A 17,136-nucleotide genomic window follows, 5' to 3' on the forward strand; every position below is an offset into this window, starting at 1 on the left:
AATCTTTTGAATTTAAATAAAAGCGATAAGCGAATAGGCGAGAAGACGCTGATTATAAGCAGGTAGTGAAAGTTTATTAGCAGTTTGGAGTCGAAACGTGAAAATGAAGCTACGAGAGGGTGGAAAGCCTTGAAGATTTTAGTTGTTGGTAGTGGCGGTAGAGAGCATGCCTTATGCAAAAAGGTAAAAGAGAGTAGGCTTGTTTCTAAAGTGTATTGTGCTCCTGGAAATGGTGGTATAAGTACGGATGCCATTTTAGTGCCCGTTCAGGAAACGGATTTTATAAGTCTAATTCAATTTGCAAAAGAAGAAAAAATCGACCTTACGATTGTGGGGCCAGAAGTTCCGTTAGCTGCTGGAATTGTTGATGAATTTGAGGCTGAAGGCTTAAGAATATTCGGACCGCGAAAAAATGCAGCTATTCTTGAGGGAAGTAAGACTTTTGCGAAGGATCTTATGAAGAAATACAAAATTCCTACGGCCAAGTACGAGACTTTTACTGCTTATGAAGATGCAAAAGCATATGTCCATGAGAATGGAGCACCGATTGTTATTAAAGCAGATGGACTTGCCGCAGGAAAAGGTGTCGTCGTGGCAATGACGGTAGATGAAGCCGTTCAAGCTTTAGAAGAAATGTTAATAGATTCGAAGTTTGGAGATTCTTCTTCCAAAGTTGTCATTGAAGAATATTTAGATGGAGAAGAATATTCTTTAATGGCTTTCGTGAATGGGGAAGCTGTCTATCCAATGGTCATCGCACAAGATCATAAACGAGCTTTTGACGGTGATCAAGGACCCAATACAGGTGGAATGGGAGCCTATACACCTGTTCCACATATCTCTTCAATAGAAGTTGAGGAAGCGGTAGAAAAAATTCTCGTTCCCACCGCTAAGGCGATGGTACAAGAAAATCGTCATTTTACTGGGATTCTATATGCAGGCTTAATTCGTACAAATAAAGGCACAAAAGTCATTGAATTTAATACTCGCTTCGGAGATCCGGAAACCCAAGTAGTTTTAGAAAGATTGGAAACCGATTTTGTTCAACTTTTGCTAGATCTGCTTGATGAGACGGATCCCCATTTAGTTTGGTCCAATACAGCAGTAGTCGGTGTGGTATTAGCTGCTAAAGGCTACCCAGCAAAGTATAAAACTGGGGTTCCATTACCTGAAATGATCATAGAGGATCCAAATGTATCGCTTTATCATGCAGGGACTAGCCTACCTAGTAGCGAGGGTCCGTATTATTCTAATGGTGGCAGAGTGTTGCTAATGTCAGCAAAAGCGGACTCTATCCCAGCTGCTGTAAAGCAGGTTTATGCAGAAATGTCTAAAATAACTGAAGACGAGTTCTTTTATCGAAAGGACATAGCAGACAAAGCTTTAGTAAAGGTGGATGGGTGAATACCCGTCCATCTTTTTTTGACCAAATTTTTATTATGCTGAAGCAATAAACTTTAATATTCAAGAGATTACATATATCGTAAATAAGCTAAGAAAATGACGAAAGAAATGAAGGGGAATAATCATTCATTACAAATCGTTTACTACTATATTACAATTTATAAAAATGTACGATTGATGGATAGATCATAGCATCTTTACAGGTTATAGTATGTTAGAATGACCTTATGAGGATGTTCACAAAGTCTGATAACACGACACGACAAGCTGGAGGACTTTTGACCAAATAGTGGCATGATCTGTATCAATGTCGAACTCACCTCCTAGTTAATTGGCCCAGTTTTTAGCTGTTGGAAACAGTCGGCTTGAATTTTCGCTGTATAGGATCTACTCGTGTCTGCCATCAGTAGAGTTAGCTCGCTCCTTGTTGAACACCCATTATAAATGAAGGCAATTGGATGGGAGGATTAGGATGTTAGAACAGAGATTTAGATGGAAAAATAAGCAAATACGTGAACAAATATCTGTTTTAGATGGAAAAGTTTCTCCTTCAATTTTACTAAAAAATGCCCGTTTTTTACATTCAACATTACATGAATGGGTAGTTGCGAATATATGGATTTTACATGATCGAATTATTTATGTAGGAAAAGAATTACCAAAGAAACTCAAGGATTGTGAAGTGGTGGATTGTTCTAAATGGACGCTTGTCCCCGGCTATATAGAACCCCATGTTCATCCGTTCCAATTATATAACCCACACACGTTATCTCGCTTTGCTGCACAAACAGGTACAACAACATTGATAAATGATAATCTTTTATTCTTCTTACATTTAAATAAAAAGAAAGCGTTTACTCTAATGGAACAATTGAATAGGTCACCAATAACGATGTATTGGTGGAGTCGGTACGATGCTCAAACTGCTATGGGTGATGAAGAACTAGTTTTCACGAATACGGATGTAAAAGCTTGGCTTGAACATAAGTCTGTAGTTCAAGGGGGAGAATTAACAGGTTGGCCTCGACTTCTTGATGGTGACGATTTAATGCTTTATTGGATCCAGGAAACGAAACGGTTAGGAAAGAAAGTGGAAGGTCATTTTCCTGGAGCATCAGAAAAAACGCTTGCTAAGATGAAACTTTTTGGTGTAGATGGTGATCATGAAGCGATGACGGGGGAGGAGATATATGAACGTTTGCTCCATGGCTATGCAGTATCACTCCGCCATTCATCTATCAGGCCTGACTTGCCTATCTTATTACAAGAAATGAAAAAACTAGGACTCTCGCAATATGATTCATTGATGATGACTACAGATGGAGCAACACCAGCTTTTTACAAACAGGGGATGGCTGATTATCTTATTCGCCTCGCATTGGAAAATGATGTACCTGCCATGGATGCGTATCATATGGCTTCTTATAATATTGCTCGCCATTTCAATCTTTCCTCTGAACATGGGCAGATTGCAACAGGAAGAGTGGCGAATATTAATTTTCTTTCAAATGAGTATAATCCAACGCCTGTATCTGTTTTAGCTAAGGGGCAATGGGTGCGCAAAGAAGGGAAAGAGGTTGTATTTGATCATAATATTTATTGGCCACAATATGATTTGGAACCCCTTCAGTTAGAATGGGAGCTTAAGCAAGATGATTTGCAGTTTTCAATGCCTTTTGGTATAGAAATGATTAATAATGTCATTACTAAACCGTACACCATTCGGGTTGATTTGGCGATTGATCCCTTACCTGAAAATCAGGATGAAAGTTATCTAATGTTAGTGGATCGGAAGGGGAAATGGCGGGTTAATACGATGATAAAAGGTTTTGCAAAGTCCCTTTCTGGCTTTGTTTCGTCTTTTTCTTCTACCGGCGATATTATTTTGATTGGGAAAAGAAAAGAAGATATGTTACTTGCATTTAACAAGATGAAAGAAATTGGCGGAGGGATCGTGTTAGCAGAAGATGGTAAAATCATCTTTGAAATGAAACTTTCTCTTGCTGGGTTAATGTCAGATCTACGACTTGAAGATCTAGCTCAAGAAACGGAAACTTTAAAAGATTTGTTGATGGAGAGAGGGTATCCTTTTACAGATCCGATTTATTCTTTACTATTTTTTTCAGCTACTCATTTGCCATATATAAGGGTTACTCAAAGTGGTTTGTATGATGTGATGAACAAAAAGGTACTTTTTCCAACGTTAATGCGTTAAAATAGTAAATGTAAAATTAGTCACAAATATAGGAGTTGGCATTTTTGTTTTCAAAGAAGAGAAGAACTTGTATACTTTTGCTTGTAATTGGTCTTGTCTTGACAGCATGTGGAAATAAGGGAAAGGAAGAACAGCAAACGGTTCCGAAACCTGAAACTCCAACAGAAAAGGATCAACCAGTAGTACATTACCCACTTACTGGTTTGCTGACAGATAAAGCCTCTAATCAAAGGGCGATTGCTGTCACAGTGAACAACCATCCAGAAGCACGACCGCAAAGTGGGTTATCACAGGCAGACATTGTCTATGAATTATTAGCGGAAGGATCGATAACACGGTTTTTAGCGATTTATCAAAGTGAGTTACCTGAGCGCATAGGACCTATCCGAAGTTCTCGTGATTACTTTATAGATATTGCTAAAGGATTTCAAAGTCTCTACATTGCACATGGTTATAGTCCCAGTGCTAAAAAAAGATTGCTGTCCGGTGAGATCGATCAGTTAAATGGAGTTCAATATGATGGAACGTTATTTAAGCGCTCCTCTGATCGTCAAGCTCCCCATAATTCTTATATTACTCAAGGAAATATAGTTAAAGGGGCCGAAAATGAGGGGTATGATTTGGACACTCCACCAGAATCATTGGACTTTTTATCGGATGAAGAGATTGAAAGCTTTCAAGGAGAGCCAATAGGACCCATAAAGGTTTCTTATAGTAAAAATGATTTGTACATTTCTAGCTATGAATATGATCAAGAAAATAAAAAGTATGCAAGAATCTCTAATGGAGAACAAACTACTGATGCTGAAACAAATAATCCAATTTTATTGGATAATATTATTGTGTTGGAAGCAGAACATCAAGTAATGGATGAAGAAGGTAGACGGACAATTGATTTGACATCTGGCGGAAAAGCATTATTATTTCAAAAGGGCATGATTAAAGAAATAGATTGGAAAGATGTAGATGGTCGACCCATACCATATGAGGATGGACTTCCTGCAAAGCTAGTACCAGGCAAATCTTGGATCAATATTGTCCCAAGCTTAGATATCGTTTCTTATAATAAATAGTACTATGAAAAAACTATGTTCAAAAAGAGAGGTAATAGGATCAAACGGGCTAAAGGCACTGGTATCAATCGATTAGGCTCACGAAAGCTTGAGGCAACTCATTTACGACCAGCTAACCTGCATATATTATATGCGGAAACTCCTATTGGAGATCGTCATGGACAGCTTTTGTATAGTGCTTTAACTCGATTCGTAGCAAACAACAAGAATCAGTAATGGATTATTATTACCGGACCTTTTGAACATCATTTAAAAGGAGATTATTGATGTATGCAAATTGAAAAATTGAGAGGGAAAGAATTAGACCAGCTTTTTGATGCGATCCTTACATTGCAAAATCGGGAGGAATGTTATCGATTCTTCGATGATTTATGTACGATCAATGAAATCCAATCTTTATCACAACGTTTAGAAGTTGCTAGAATGTTAAGAGAAGGGAATACCTACCATAAAATCGAATCTGAGACCGGAGCAAGTACTGCTACAATTTCACGGGTGAAGCGCTGTTTGAATTTCGGAAATGATACTTATGAAATGGTCCTTGATCGTGTTGAAGGGGAAAGATAAACTGAAAATTACTTTCAAGGGGAACTCTTTATTAGTTAAACCTGGGTACAGCGACAAGATGCCGTACCCTTTTTATGCTGGAGAAAACTATAAGATTTCTACTTGATCGCAGTCGACACATTAGGGAAATTAGTGTTATGGCCTACGAGATGTGAATAAATAGCGGGCTAATACCTAGTGGCTAGCAAATTTTGGTTCCTGTATATGAAGTGGTCTATTCATCGATAGAACAGGCGCCAGCGCATTTGTTCTTTTATCGGAGTGTAACTGGCAGTAAGACCCCCACTTCAAGAATTCGAAGGAAATGAAGAATTGTAAGTGGGGGATCAACTGCCAGTAACGGCCCGATTGGTTCGGGCCTACAGGATGTAGGTCACGAAGGCGTTGCGACAGGACATCGCGACCTTAGCCTTTGTACCCCATTAATCAGTGGGGGATGAAGAAAATCCCCACTGATTGATGTTTCACTTTATCCACAAAATTTCCTCATCCTCTTTAGTGTCACCATCCCTAAATGCTATAATGATAGATGCCAAATAGAAATGGAGGACCCAATGAATATGTACGATGTGAAAGAGTGGCGTCATGCCTTTAAACTTGATCCTGATAAGTCTATGTCCGATAAAGATTTGGAGAAAATATGTGAGTCGGGTACGGACGCCATTATCGTTGGTGGAACGGATAATGTAACATTGGAAAATGTGCTACATCTAATGTCTAGAATAAGAAGATACACGGTTCCGTGTGTATTAGAGGTAAGTAATCTTGAATCCCTTACACCAGGATTTGATTTATATTTTATTCCATCAGTTTTAAATACAAAAGAGATCCAATGGTTCTCAGGTCTCCACCATGAAGCGATTAAAGAATATGGAGAGCTTATGGATTGGAATGAAGTTCTTGTGGAAGGATACTGTATTCTAAATCCAGATTGTAAAGTAGCTAAACTAACAAACGCTGTTACTGCACTTGATGATGAAGATGTCATAGCATATGCAAGAATGGCTGAGAAAATGTTTCAGTTGCCAATCTTTTATATGGAATATAGTGGCAATTATGGCGATCCAAAGTTGGTGGAAAAAGTAAGTAGTCAACTAACCAATACCACTCTATTTTATGGGGGCGGTATTCAGACAGCCCAACAAGCAAAAGAAATGAAGCAATTTGCTGATTGCATTATTGTCGGCAATGTCATATATGAAAATTTAAAAGAAGCATTGAAAACAGTCCATGTGCTTCCGTGACTTTTGTTTAAAATCGAGCTATAATAGAACAAATGTTTCTAGTTAGGGAGGTAGTAGAGGTGCAAATATCGGGTACACGTCTCTTGGAAGGGTTAAACCCCGAACAGAAAGAAGCAGTTAAAACAACGGATGGCCCCTTGTTGATTATGGCGGGAGCAGGAAGTGGAAAAACGAGAGTCCTCACACATCGGGTGGCCTATTTAATGGTCGAAAAAGAAGTGAACCCATACAATATTCTTGCGATTACATTTACAAATAAGGCTGCACGGGAAATGAAGGAACGGATTGGAAATATTATGGGCGGCTCTGCGGAAGCTGTTTGGATTTCCACATTTCACTCCATGTGTGTGCGAATTCTCCGGCGTGATATTGGTCGTTTAGGTTATAACAGTAATTTCACTATTCTGGATTCGACTGATCAACTATCGGTTGTGAAGAATGTTATAAAGGATTTAAATATTGATCCAAAGAAGTTTGATCCAAGAGCTGCACTCGGTGCAATAAGCAGTGCGAAAAATGAATTGGTGACGACGAAAGAATATGAAAAAACAGCGGCTGGTTTTTATGCACAAACGATTAGCAAGATATATACAGAGTACCAACGGAGATTACGCCGTAATAATGCGCTAGATTTTGATGATTTAATTATGGTGACCATTCAATTATTTGAACGTGTTCCCGAAATATTGGAATTTTATCAACGAAAATTCCAATATATCCATGTGGATGAATATCAAGACACAAACCGTGCTCAATATATCCTTGTCAAAAGCCTGGCAGCACGTCTTAAAAATATATGTGTTGTGGGTGACTCTGACCAGTCTATATACAGATGGCGGGGAGCGGATATTGCCAATATTTTATCCTTCGAAAAAGATTACCCAAATGCAAAAGTTATTCTTCTCGAACAAAATTATCGCTCAACAAAGTTTATTCTCGATGCGGCGAATGAAGTTATTCAAAATAATCCAAGTCGCAAACCGAAAAATTTATGGACAGAAAATCAAGAAGGGCGCAAGATTAGCTATTATCGGGCAGATAGTGAACAGACGGAAGCTCAGTATGTAGCTGGGAAAATTAAGGAACTAAGTACGTCAGGACAACGTAAACTTTCGGATTTTGTCATACTTTATCGAACAAATGCTCAATCACGTGCGATGGAGGAAGTATTATTAAAATCAAATATTGAATATAAGATTGTTGGCGGTACAAAGTTCTATGATCGAAAAGAAATAAAAGATTTACTAGCTTATTTACGATTAATTGCCAATCCTGATGATGATATTAGCTTACAACGTATTATTAACGTACCAAAACGTGGAATCGGCGCAACCTCATTAGACCGAATCGCTGCTTATGGAAGAGAACGAGACCTTTCTTTATATCAGGCTTTAGCAGAGGTTGATTTTATTGGCTTAACAGGGAAAGCCGCCAATGCTGCTGCTGAATTTTATCACTTAATTCGAAATTATGTCAGTATGCAAGAATATTTACCTGTGACAGAGTTAGTAGAAGAAGTAATTGACAAAACGGGATACCGCGATATGTTAAAAGCGGAAAAATCGATAGAAGCTGAAAGCAGATTAGAAAATATCGAGGAATTTCTGTCTGTTACGAAAAACTTTGAGGATGGCAGTGAAGATAAAAGCTTAGTAGCTTTTCTTACGGATTTAGCGCTTGTTGCGGATATTGATCGTCTAGATGAAGATGGGGTACCAGAAGAAGGGGTCACATTGATGACCTTGCATTCAGCTAAAGGTCTTGAATTTCCAGTCGTCTTTTTAATTGGAATGGAAGAGGGCGTTTTTCCACATAATCGTTCATTAATGGAAGAAGCTGAAATGGAGGAAGAGAGAAGAATTGCCTATGTTGGGATTACTCGGGCTGAAGAAGAGTTATACTTAACAAATGCACAAATGAGGACCTTATTTGGTCGAACAAATATGAATCCTGTTTCTAGATTTATTGCAGAAATTCCAGCTGAACTACTGGAAAATGTTAATGAACGAGAAAAAGAAAAAAGAGCTAGCTTGGATCGTCGGGTGATGAATAGAGAACGAAGAAAGCCTGTTACAAGACCAGTGCCGATCCAAAATTCCACTGATTCTGATTCAGAATGGAAGGTTGGAGACAAAGCTGAGCATAAAAAATGGGGAATTGGTACGGTTGTGAGCGTAAAGGGAGATGCTGATAATAAAGAACTGGATATTGCCTTTCCAAGTCCTGTTGGCATTAAACGATTGCTTGCCCAATTTGCTCCTATTCAAAAAGTCTAGGCCAACAGAATATTGGTCAGAACGGTATTGCGACGTACAGGACGTACTAGTGCAGGCGAAGCGCCAGGACGTCGCTGTTTGAGCCTGCCGACTACAGGACGTACTAGCAGGCAAAGCGACAGGCCGCTTATTAATTCTGCCGCTAGGACGGTGCGTCCTTAACCGTTCATTCTTAGACGTTTGCTCCTTTGTTGTTGAGGCATAATGGTAAGAGATAGTGGAAGGCATTTGGATGAGATATAATTTCGCCAACCATAGTCATGCCACCTTACAGGTCTCTATTTCCCAGATCTAGAGCTAGGCAATGAAAAGTATCGGTTTTTGTTGGAAAGGTTGATGTGTGGATGAATCAAGAAAATATAGCAAATCAGGTGAAGGAACTTCATCAATTACTAAATAAATATGGATATGAGTATTATGTTCTAGATAATCCCTCTGTTCCTGATGCAGAGTATGACAAGCTTCTGCAACAACTTAAGGAGCTAGAAAGAGAATATCCTGAATTGATTACACCGGACTCACCTACACAGCGGGTTGGAGGAGCAGCATTATCGCAATTTGAAAAGGTTCGGCATCAAACCCCAATGTTAAGCTTAGCTAATGCTTTTTCCGAAGCGGATCTGCGTGATTTTGATCGCAGGGTTAGGCAAGGCATTGGCGATGATTTTTCTTATGTATGTGAATTGAAAATTGATGGTTTAGCTGTTTCGTTGCGCTATGAAAATGGTCTGCTTGTACAAGGATCAACAAGGGGAGATGGCACAGTTGGCGAGGATATAACGGCAAATTTGAAAACGATCCGATCTATCCCTCTAAGATTAAAGGAGCCCTATTCTCTAGAGGTTCGTGGAGAAGCGTATATGCCAAAAAAATCTTTCCTCAAGTTAAATGAACTTAGAGAAGAAGAGGGACAAATGGTCTTTGCTAATCCTCGTAATGCAGCAGCAGGCTCGTTAAGACAACTTGATCCCCGGATTGCATCTGCCCGTAATCTAGATGTTTTTCTTTACGGAATTGGTGATTTTGGCACAACGGGTGTCACTTCCCATAACGCTGGTTTAAACTTGCTTGAAACGCTAGGGTTAAAAGTGAATAAAGAAAGAAAACAATGCCATTCTATCGAAGAAGTGCTTGAATATATTGAGAAATGGACAAAGGATCGTCCTCAATTAGATTATGATATTGATGGTATTGTCATAAAGGTTGATTCTCTCGAACAACAAGAACAGTTAGGACAAACAGCAAAAACTCCGCGATGGGCGATTGCCTTTAAGTTTCCGGCAGAAGAAGTTGTAACAAAATTAACGGATATTGAACTTAGTGTTGGGAGAACTGGTGTTATTACACCTACTGCCATTTTAGAACCTGTTCAAGTAGCTGGAACGACAGTACAAAGAGCTTCCCTTCATAATGAAGATCTAATCAAAGAAAAAGATATTCGGATCGGTGATTGGGTTGTCATCAGAAAAGCGGGCGATATTATTCCTGAGGTTGTCCATGCCTTGGAAGAGAGAAGAACTGGAGAAGAACCTCCATTTCAAATGCCTGAACATTGTCCAGAATGTAACAGTGAATTAGTCCGTTTAGAGGGAGAAGTAGCCCTCCGTTGTCTGAATCCAAAATGTCCTGCCCAAAGAAGAGAAGGTCTGATTCACTTTGTCTCAAGGAATGCGATGAATATCGATGGTCTAGGTGAAAAAGTCATTGGTCAGCTTTTTGCGCTTGATTTCGTTAAGGATCCAGCTGATCTTTATTCCTTAACGAAAGATCAACTCCTTTCAATGGAACGTATGGGGGAGAAATCCAGCACCAATTTAATCCAGTCCATTGAAAATTCCAAATCCAACTCATTAGAAAAGTTATTATTTGGATTAGGTATTCGCCATGTTGGAGCGAAAGCAGCAACCACTCTGGCGGAACATTTTGAGACAATGGATCGTTTGGCATCTGCAACAGCAGAAGAACTATTGCAAGTTGATGAGGTCGGAGAAAAGATGGCTGATGCGATTGTCAGCTTCTTCGAAAATCAAGAAGTGGAACAGTTACTGGCAAAATTGCAACAAGCTAATGTTAACATGACATATCTTGGTCAAAAAAGAAGTGAAACTGTCGATAAGGATTCTTATTTTTATGATAAAATAATAGTCCTAACAGGTAAGATGGAGCAGTTAACTAGAAATGAAGCCAAAGAAAAGATTGAATCACTAGGTGGAAAAGTGACAGGGAGTGTCAGCAAAAAAACCGATTTAGTCATTGCGGGTGAAGAAGCTGGCTCTAAATTAACGAAGGCGCAAGAACTTGGTATTGAAACATGGAATGAGCAAAGACTTTTGGAAGAATTACAGTTACAATAATCATGACAGAATTTAAAGCCTGATCGGCGCTTACACATTTTTAAAATGATAAGAAAGTATAAAATTCATCTTAAGATTGCCTTGGACTGGAAGAGTTATTGTCCAGCTCCAGGCGCCATTCGGCGAGAGACTCGCAGGATGCGGGTCCATCGGCGTTGCGACGTACAGGAAGTACTAGTGCAGGCGAAGCACCAGGAGGGTGCATTTTGAGCCTGCCACAGGATGTGGCGATTTTAGCCGATGTTCTACGAAATAACCTGTGTCAATAAAAGTCAAAACCGGACTTTTCTTGGCACAGAACATTTGCTTGTCGCCGATAGACAGGCGCCTTGCGCTTTTCTTAATAAAAGGTGGTTAATTATGAAAAAGTGGTTTGTTGGCAGTATGGTTATCCTTTTGTTGAGTGGATGTGCCCCGCAAATAAACAAAGAGAATGAAGTTGTTCAAGAGAAGGATGAAAAAAAAGAGACATCCATTATACCAAGTTATCAAATATCTGATTCGGTTTATCGTACGACGATTCCCTTTAAAGCTAGTAAAACAAGAGGAATGGTTGTTGACAGATTAAATTCTACTTATGATATTAATGAATTTGAAACAGGGTTAATGCGTGTGGCAAAAGAAAATTTTTCGACCGACACATATTTCTTCCAAGAGGGGCAGAAATTAGAGCAAGAAACGGTTCGTAGTTGGTTGAATCGGAAATATACGAAGGCACAATTAAAGGAATTAAAGCTAGATGCGGAAGATAATCTAGGACTTAATCCTGTCAATGATGAAAAAGGCTCTGTAGAAGAGCAAAATGAAAAAAGTCCGATTTATTTAGCTCATATTCTTGAACATGATTATTTAGTTAAGGACGGAAAAACAGTAAAGCTAGGTGGAATGGTTATTGGACTTGCTTTGAACTCTGTCCATTATTATCAAAAAGAGCAATATGGTGCGACATTCGAACAGCCAATCAAGCATGCAAAGCTTGAGGAGGAAGGCAAGAAAATAGCGGAGGAAGTACTCAAAAGACTCCGTTCCATGGAAGGGTTAAGCAATATTCCAATCACGATTGCTTTGTTTGAACAAAACAGCAAAAACGCCGTTGTTCCTGGTAGTTTTTTCGCCTATGCCCATGCAGCAAAGGGGAGTTCATCTCTAGGGGATTGGAAAGCAATTGATGAAAAGCATTATTTATTCCCGTCTTCAGAGGCTGAGGAAGATCATCGTGAAGATGTTGCTTATTTTATGAGATTTAAAGATGATGTAGAAGAATATTTTCCGAACTATAATGGATTAATTGGTCGAGCTTTTTATAAAAATGATCAATTTGTTAATTTAGAGATTGATATTCCTATTCAGCTTTATGGTGAGGCAGAAGTCATTGGGTTTACTCAGTGGGCGACATCTTTAGTGATGGATCATTTCCCTGATTATTTTAATGTGAATGTTAATATATCCTCGGTCAACGGAGCAGAGGCCTTGATCTCTAAAAAATCGGGCGATAAAGAGCCATTTGTTCATATTTATAAATAGATCATGTAAACGAATCAATTTCATAATAGAGATTTTAGCATTCAAATCCGAACAACAGTGATTTACGCTTCAGGTGGACGCTTTCCGGGGGGGCGTGCGGTGAGCTTCCTCGTCGCTATATGCTCCTGCGGGATCTCACCTGTCACGCTAATCCCCCAGGAGCCTTGTCACTACCGTATTTTATAGAGGGAGTCGCCACCTTCCGCTCCAATCAACTAAGTTAAGAAAAAACATTGACTAATCTCCTATAACAATAACGTTCGTGTATAGATCATTAATAAGTAATGATGAAATTGACTCAAACGATAGAAAACACTACAAAACTACGTGGCCATCAGAGAAAAGACTTTGCATTGGGAACTTTAGTGGCTTGCTTGTTAGGAAGATTATTTGATATTATCAATAGTATTGCAGGTGCACGTTTTATAATGTCGCATTCACAACTTTTTTTATCAGTGAGGGAAAGAGGGAGAGATTAAAGGCACTACGCCTTAAATGCCTAATCCCTTACTGAAGATTATTTTATTATTCGGAGGTGTAGGAGTATGTCGGAAATCTCTAAAGAACAAGTTCTTCATGTTGCTCATTTGGCTAGACTAGAAATGAGTGAAAAAGAAGCAGAGAATTTTTCAAGTCAGCTTGCTGATATCATTGCGATGGCAGATACATTAAATGAATTAAACACAGATAATATTGAGCCAACTTCCCATGTTTTTGCTCAGAAAAATGTGATGCGTGAAGATAAGAAAGTCGAAGGTTTACCACTTGAAGATGTTTTGAAAAACGTACCAGAAGAAGAGGATGGACAAATTAAGGTGCCATCTATTATCGATTAAGGAGGGGGGCAACAATATGTCATTATTCGATCATTCCATTAAAGAATTACATGAACAATTACATAAAAAAGAAATAACTGCTTCTGATCTAGTTGATCAATCGATTAAGAGAATTAAGGAAGTCGATGATCAAGTGAAGGCATTTATAACAGTAGATGAGGAGAATGCGCAAAAGAAAGCAAAGGCGCTCGATGGACAAGTAGGTGATTCGATCCTTGCTGGGATTCCAGCTGGAATCAAGGATAATATTGTTACAAAGAATTTAAGAACTACTTGCGCTAGTAAGATGCTTGAAAACTTTGATCCAATCTATGATGCGACTGTTATGGAGAAATTGAATGGTACACAAGCGATTACGATTGGAAAAGTAAATATGGATGAATTCGCTATGGGAGCAACAACAGAAACATCCGCTTTTCAAGTAACCAAAAACCCATGGAATCTTGATTATGTTCCAGGAGGATCTTCTGGTGGTTCAGCCGCAGCAGTAGCAGCTGGACAAGTACCATTTGCACTAGGATCTGATACAGGTGGTTCCATTCGCCAACCAGCTTCTTTCTGTGGTGTCGTTGGAATGAAACCTACATATGGACGTGTTTCTCGCTACGGTTTGGTTGCTTTCGCTTCTTCTCTTGATCAAATTGGACCGATTACTAGAAGTGTTGAAGATAATGCATATGTGTTACAAGCGATTGCTGGTGCAGATGAGCATGATTCAACAAGTGTTGATAAAGCAGTGCCTAATTATACAGAAGGGCTCACTGGGGATATAAAAGGATTGAAGATTGCTGTTCCGAAAGAATACTTGGGTGAAGGAATTGGTGAAGCATCACGAGAAGCTGTTCTTTCCGCTCTAAAAGTATTGGAAGGACTAGGTGCTACTTGGGAAGAAGTATCACTTCCGCATTCCAAATATGGCGTTTCTTCCTACTTCTTACTAGCCTCATCCGAAGCATCTGCTAACCTAGCTAGATTTGATGGTGTACGTTATGGTTACCGGACTCCAAACCCTGAAAATCTGATGGAACTTTATAAGAAAAGTCGTTCCGAAGGATTTGGCGATGAGGTAAAACGTCGAATTATGCTTGGAACCTATGCGCTTAGTTCCGGATTTTATGATGCGTATTATAAAAAAGCACAACAGGCAAGAACCTTAATCAAACAAGACTTTGATAATATCTTTGAAAAATATGATGTTGTGATTGGACCAACTACACCTACTCCAGCGTATAAAATTGGTGAAATGTTGGATGATTTGGTGACAATGTATGCGCGGGATCTTTTGACTATTCCAGTTAATCTTGCAGGTCTACCAGGGATCTCTGTTCCATGTGGCTTTACAGAAGGTTTACCACTTGGATTACAAATTATCGGAAAACATTTCGATGAACAAACCGTTTATCGTGTGGCACATGCATTTGAACAATCCACAGATTTCCATAAACAAAAACCACAATTGTAAGGGGGGAAAATCATGAATTTTGAAACAGTAATCGGACTTGAAGTCCACGTAGAATTAAAAACAGAATCAAAAATCTTTTCACCTAGTCCCAATCAATTTGGGTCGAAACCAAACACAAATACATCTGTCATTGATTTAGGATACCCTGGAGTATTACCAGTATTGAATAAACGTGCGGTTGATTATGGAATGAGAGCAGCAATGGCACTAAACTGTGAAATTGCGACAGATACTAAATTTGACCGTAAAAATTATTTTTATCCGGATAATCCAAAGGCTTATCAAATTTCGCAATTTGATAAACCAATTGGGGAACATGGCTGGATCGAGATTGAAGTCGATGGCTATAAAAAGAAAATCGGTATTACACGTGTGCATCTTGAGGAAGATGCTGGGAAATTGACCCACGCGAAAGACGGATCACTTGTTGACTTAAACCGTGCTGGGACACCATTAATTGAAATTGTTTCTGAGCCAGATATTCGTACACCTGCAGAAGCATATGCGTATTTAGAAAAGTTAAGGTCAATCGTTCAATTTACAGGTGTTTCCGATTGTCGTATGGAAGAAGGTTCACTTCGTTGTGATGCTAATATCTCGTTGCGACCAATTGGTCAAGAAAAGTTTGGCACGAAGACAGAATTGAAAAACTTGAACTCCTTTAACTATGTTCGTAAAGGGTTAGAGTTTGAAGAAAAGCGTCAAGAAAAGGTTCTCCTCTCAGGTGGAGAAATTTTACAGGAAACGCGTCGCTTCGATGAAAGCACGGGGGAAACTATCCTTATGCGTGTCAAAGAGGGAGCAGATGATTATCGCTACTTCCCAGAGCCTGACCTTGTTCAATTATATATTGATGAGGAATGGAAAGAACGTGTTCGCGCGGAGATCCCTGAATTACCAGATGCGCGTAAAAAACGCTATGTAGAACAATTAGGCTTACCTGCTTATGATGCTATGGTCTTAACTTTGACAAAAGAAATGTCGGATTTCTTTGAAGAAGTTTTAAAAGCTGGAGCAGATGCAAAATTAGCATCAAACTGGTTAATGGGTGAGGTTTCGGCTTATCTTAATGCGGAGCAAAAAGAACTTCATGATACAGCATTAACACCAGAAGGCTTAGCAGGTATGATCAAATTGATTCAAGATGGAACAATTTCTTCGAAGATTGCTAAAAAAGTGTTCCGTGAACTGATTGAAAATGGCGGAGAAGCTGAAAAGATCGTCAAAGAAAAAGGATTAGTACAGATTTCGGACGAAAGTGCCCTTTTACCGATTATCACTGGAATCTTAGATGCCAATGAACAATCAATTGAAGACTTTAAAAATGGAAAAGGTCGTGCACTTGGTTTCCTCGTTGGTCAAGTTATGAAAGAAACCAAAGGTCAGGCTAACCCACCAATGGTGAATAAGTTGTTAAAGCAAGAAATTGAGAAAAGATAAAGCTGTAAAGGTGTAAGCTATTATTCATAAGCTTACACCTTTACTTATTAAACCTAAAAAAGTTTACTGTCAGTCGATAGGTTTTAAGGAATTCAAACGAAAAGATTGGCTAGTTTTACTGAAGCAGATATAATATAAACAAGTGAAAATGGAAGGGGAAGAATCATGAATCTTTCACAATGGTTTCAAAAGGGAATACCATCTGAAGAATACATTCAATCAATGGAAAATCACCAGGAAAACTCAAAGCATATTTTGGAACAATTTGAGGTGCCAGTTCAGGATTCTGAATTTTTTTCCGAACTAAATAAAAAAGACTTACGCGTGATTGTGATTACCGAAGATTGGTGTGGGGACGCAATGGTGAATGTCCCAATATTATTACGTCTTGCGGAAAAAGCGGACATGGAAGTGAGAATGATTCTACGTGATCAAAACTTGGAACTTATGGATCAATATTTAACAAATGGGACTTCACGAGCCATACCAATTTTTATTTTCATCGATCAAACTGGAAATGAATATGCCGTATGGGGACCGAGAGCTGATTCTGTGCAATATTTTGTTGAAGAACAGCGTTCAAAACTACCTCCCAAGGATGAGCCACAATTTGAAGAGCGACAAAAGGAAATGTACGAAAAGATGATGAAAAAATATCTAGAAGATCGCTCTGTTTGGAAAGATATTTATGAAAGCATTAAATTAAAATTGCAATAAGAGGATGTTTAAAAGGGAAGCAGC

Annotated in this window: 12 protein-coding genes; all 12 read left to right on the forward strand. The window is 38.9% G+C overall.

Annotated features, from left to right (window positions below; genetic code table 11):
- Positions 1-129: 129 nt before the first annotated feature.
- The 12 genes from purD (at position 130) to J2Z23_RS17935 (ending at position 17,112) form a co-directional block, all read left to right on the forward strand.
- Positions 130-1,404: a phosphoribosylamine--glycine ligase gene (gene purD, locus J2Z23_RS17880; RefSeq protein WP_209974737.1), complete on the forward strand. Its 1,275-nt coding sequence runs from the start codon at positions 130-132 to the stop codon at positions 1,402-1,404.
- Positions 1,405-1,876: 472 nt separating this feature from the next.
- The gene (locus J2Z23_RS17885; RefSeq protein ID WP_064468142.1) at positions 1,877-3,619 is read left to right on the forward strand and encodes an adenine deaminase C-terminal domain-containing protein; all 1,743 of its coding nucleotides are present in this window, start codon (positions 1,877-1,879) and stop codon (positions 3,617-3,619) included.
- A 44-nt stretch (positions 3,620-3,663) separates the two neighbouring features.
- Positions 3,664-4,692 carry a DUF3048 domain-containing protein gene (locus J2Z23_RS17890; RefSeq protein WP_057985382.1) on the forward strand — a complete coding sequence of 343 codons (1,029 nt, stop codon included), beginning with the start codon at positions 3,664-3,666 and terminating at the stop codon, positions 4,690-4,692.
- Between the two features lie 270 nt (positions 4,693-4,962).
- Positions 4,963-5,259, forward strand: coding sequence for a YerC/YecD family TrpR-related protein (locus J2Z23_RS17895; protein WP_057985383.1), 297 nt, complete (start codon positions 4,963-4,965; stop codon positions 5,257-5,259).
- A gap of 560 nt (positions 5,260-5,819) precedes the next feature.
- Positions 5,820-6,503 (forward strand): heptaprenylglyceryl phosphate synthase, encoded by a 684-nt coding sequence (gene pcrB / locus J2Z23_RS17900; protein ID WP_209974760.1) that lies wholly within the window; start codon positions 5,820-5,822, stop codon positions 6,501-6,503.
- Positions 6,504-6,562: 59 nt separating this feature from the next.
- Complete coding sequence (gene pcrA / locus J2Z23_RS17905) at positions 6,563-8,779, forward strand: DNA helicase PcrA (RefSeq protein WP_318249163.1); 2,217 nt, start codon at positions 6,563-6,565, stop codon at positions 8,777-8,779.
- A gap of 344 nt (positions 8,780-9,123) precedes the next feature.
- The gene (ligA, locus tag J2Z23_RS17910) at positions 9,124-11,133 is read left to right on the forward strand and encodes an NAD-dependent DNA ligase LigA (RefSeq protein ID WP_057985389.1); all 2,010 of its coding nucleotides are present in this window, start codon (positions 9,124-9,126) and stop codon (positions 11,131-11,133) included.
- A 360-nt stretch (positions 11,134-11,493) separates the two neighbouring features.
- The gene (locus J2Z23_RS17915) at positions 11,494-12,657 is read left to right on the forward strand and encodes a CamS family sex pheromone protein (RefSeq protein WP_057985391.1); all 1,164 of its coding nucleotides are present in this window, start codon (positions 11,494-11,496) and stop codon (positions 12,655-12,657) included.
- 545 nt (positions 12,658-13,202) lie between these two features.
- Positions 13,203-13,493 (forward strand): Asp-tRNA(Asn)/Glu-tRNA(Gln) amidotransferase subunit GatC, encoded by a 291-nt coding sequence (gene gatC, locus J2Z23_RS17920; RefSeq protein ID WP_057985393.1) that lies wholly within the window; start codon positions 13,203-13,205, stop codon positions 13,491-13,493.
- A 16-nt stretch (positions 13,494-13,509) separates the two neighbouring features.
- The gene (gatA, locus tag J2Z23_RS17925; RefSeq protein WP_057985395.1) at positions 13,510-14,955 is read left to right on the forward strand and encodes an Asp-tRNA(Asn)/Glu-tRNA(Gln) amidotransferase subunit GatA; all 1,446 of its coding nucleotides are present in this window, start codon (positions 13,510-13,512) and stop codon (positions 14,953-14,955) included.
- A 12-nt stretch (positions 14,956-14,967) separates the two neighbouring features.
- On the forward strand, positions 14,968-16,395 hold the full coding sequence (gene gatB / locus J2Z23_RS17930) for an Asp-tRNA(Asn)/Glu-tRNA(Gln) amidotransferase subunit GatB (protein WP_064468146.1): 1,428 nt from the start codon (positions 14,968-14,970) through the stop codon (positions 16,393-16,395).
- Positions 16,396-16,560: 165 nt separating this feature from the next.
- Entirely contained in the window at positions 16,561-17,112 is a 552-nt protein-coding gene (locus tag J2Z23_RS17935) for a thioredoxin family protein (protein ID WP_057995322.1), read from the forward strand.
- Positions 17,113-17,136: the final 24 nt, after the last annotated feature.

This window comes from Lederbergia galactosidilytica, from assembly GCF_017873565.1.
Taxonomy (GTDB): domain Bacteria; phylum Bacillota; class Bacilli; order Bacillales; family Bacillaceae_C; genus Lederbergia; species Lederbergia galactosidilytica.

Excerpts from the sequence above, each read along its gene's own strand:
- J2Z23_RS17885 (WP_064468142.1), top strand. The coding sequence starts at position 1,877 with ATGTTAGAACAGAGATTTAGATGGAAAAATAAGCAAATACGTGAACAA.
- J2Z23_RS17895 (WP_057985383.1), top strand. The coding sequence starts at position 4,963 with ATGCAAATTGAAAAATTGAGAGGGAAAGAATTAGACCAGCTTTTTGAT.
- pcrB (WP_209974760.1), top strand. The coding sequence starts at position 5,820 with ATGTACGATGTGAAAGAGTGGCGTCATGCCTTTAAACTTGATCCTGAT.
- ligA (WP_057985389.1), top strand. The coding sequence starts at position 9,124 with ATGAATCAAGAAAATATAGCAAATCAGGTGAAGGAACTTCATCAATTA.
- J2Z23_RS17915 (WP_057985391.1), top strand. The coding sequence starts at position 11,494 with ATGAAAAAGTGGTTTGTTGGCAGTATGGTTATCCTTTTGTTGAGTGGA.
- gatC (WP_057985393.1), top strand. The coding sequence starts at position 13,203 with ATGTCGGAAATCTCTAAAGAACAAGTTCTTCATGTTGCTCATTTGGCT.
- gatA (WP_057985395.1), top strand. The coding sequence starts at position 13,510 with ATGTCATTATTCGATCATTCCATTAAAGAATTACATGAACAATTACAT.
- gatB (WP_064468146.1), top strand. The coding sequence starts at position 14,968 with ATGAATTTTGAAACAGTAATCGGACTTGAAGTCCACGTAGAATTAAAA.
- J2Z23_RS17935 (WP_057995322.1), top strand. The coding sequence starts at position 16,561 with ATGAATCTTTCACAATGGTTTCAAAAGGGAATACCATCTGAAGAATAC.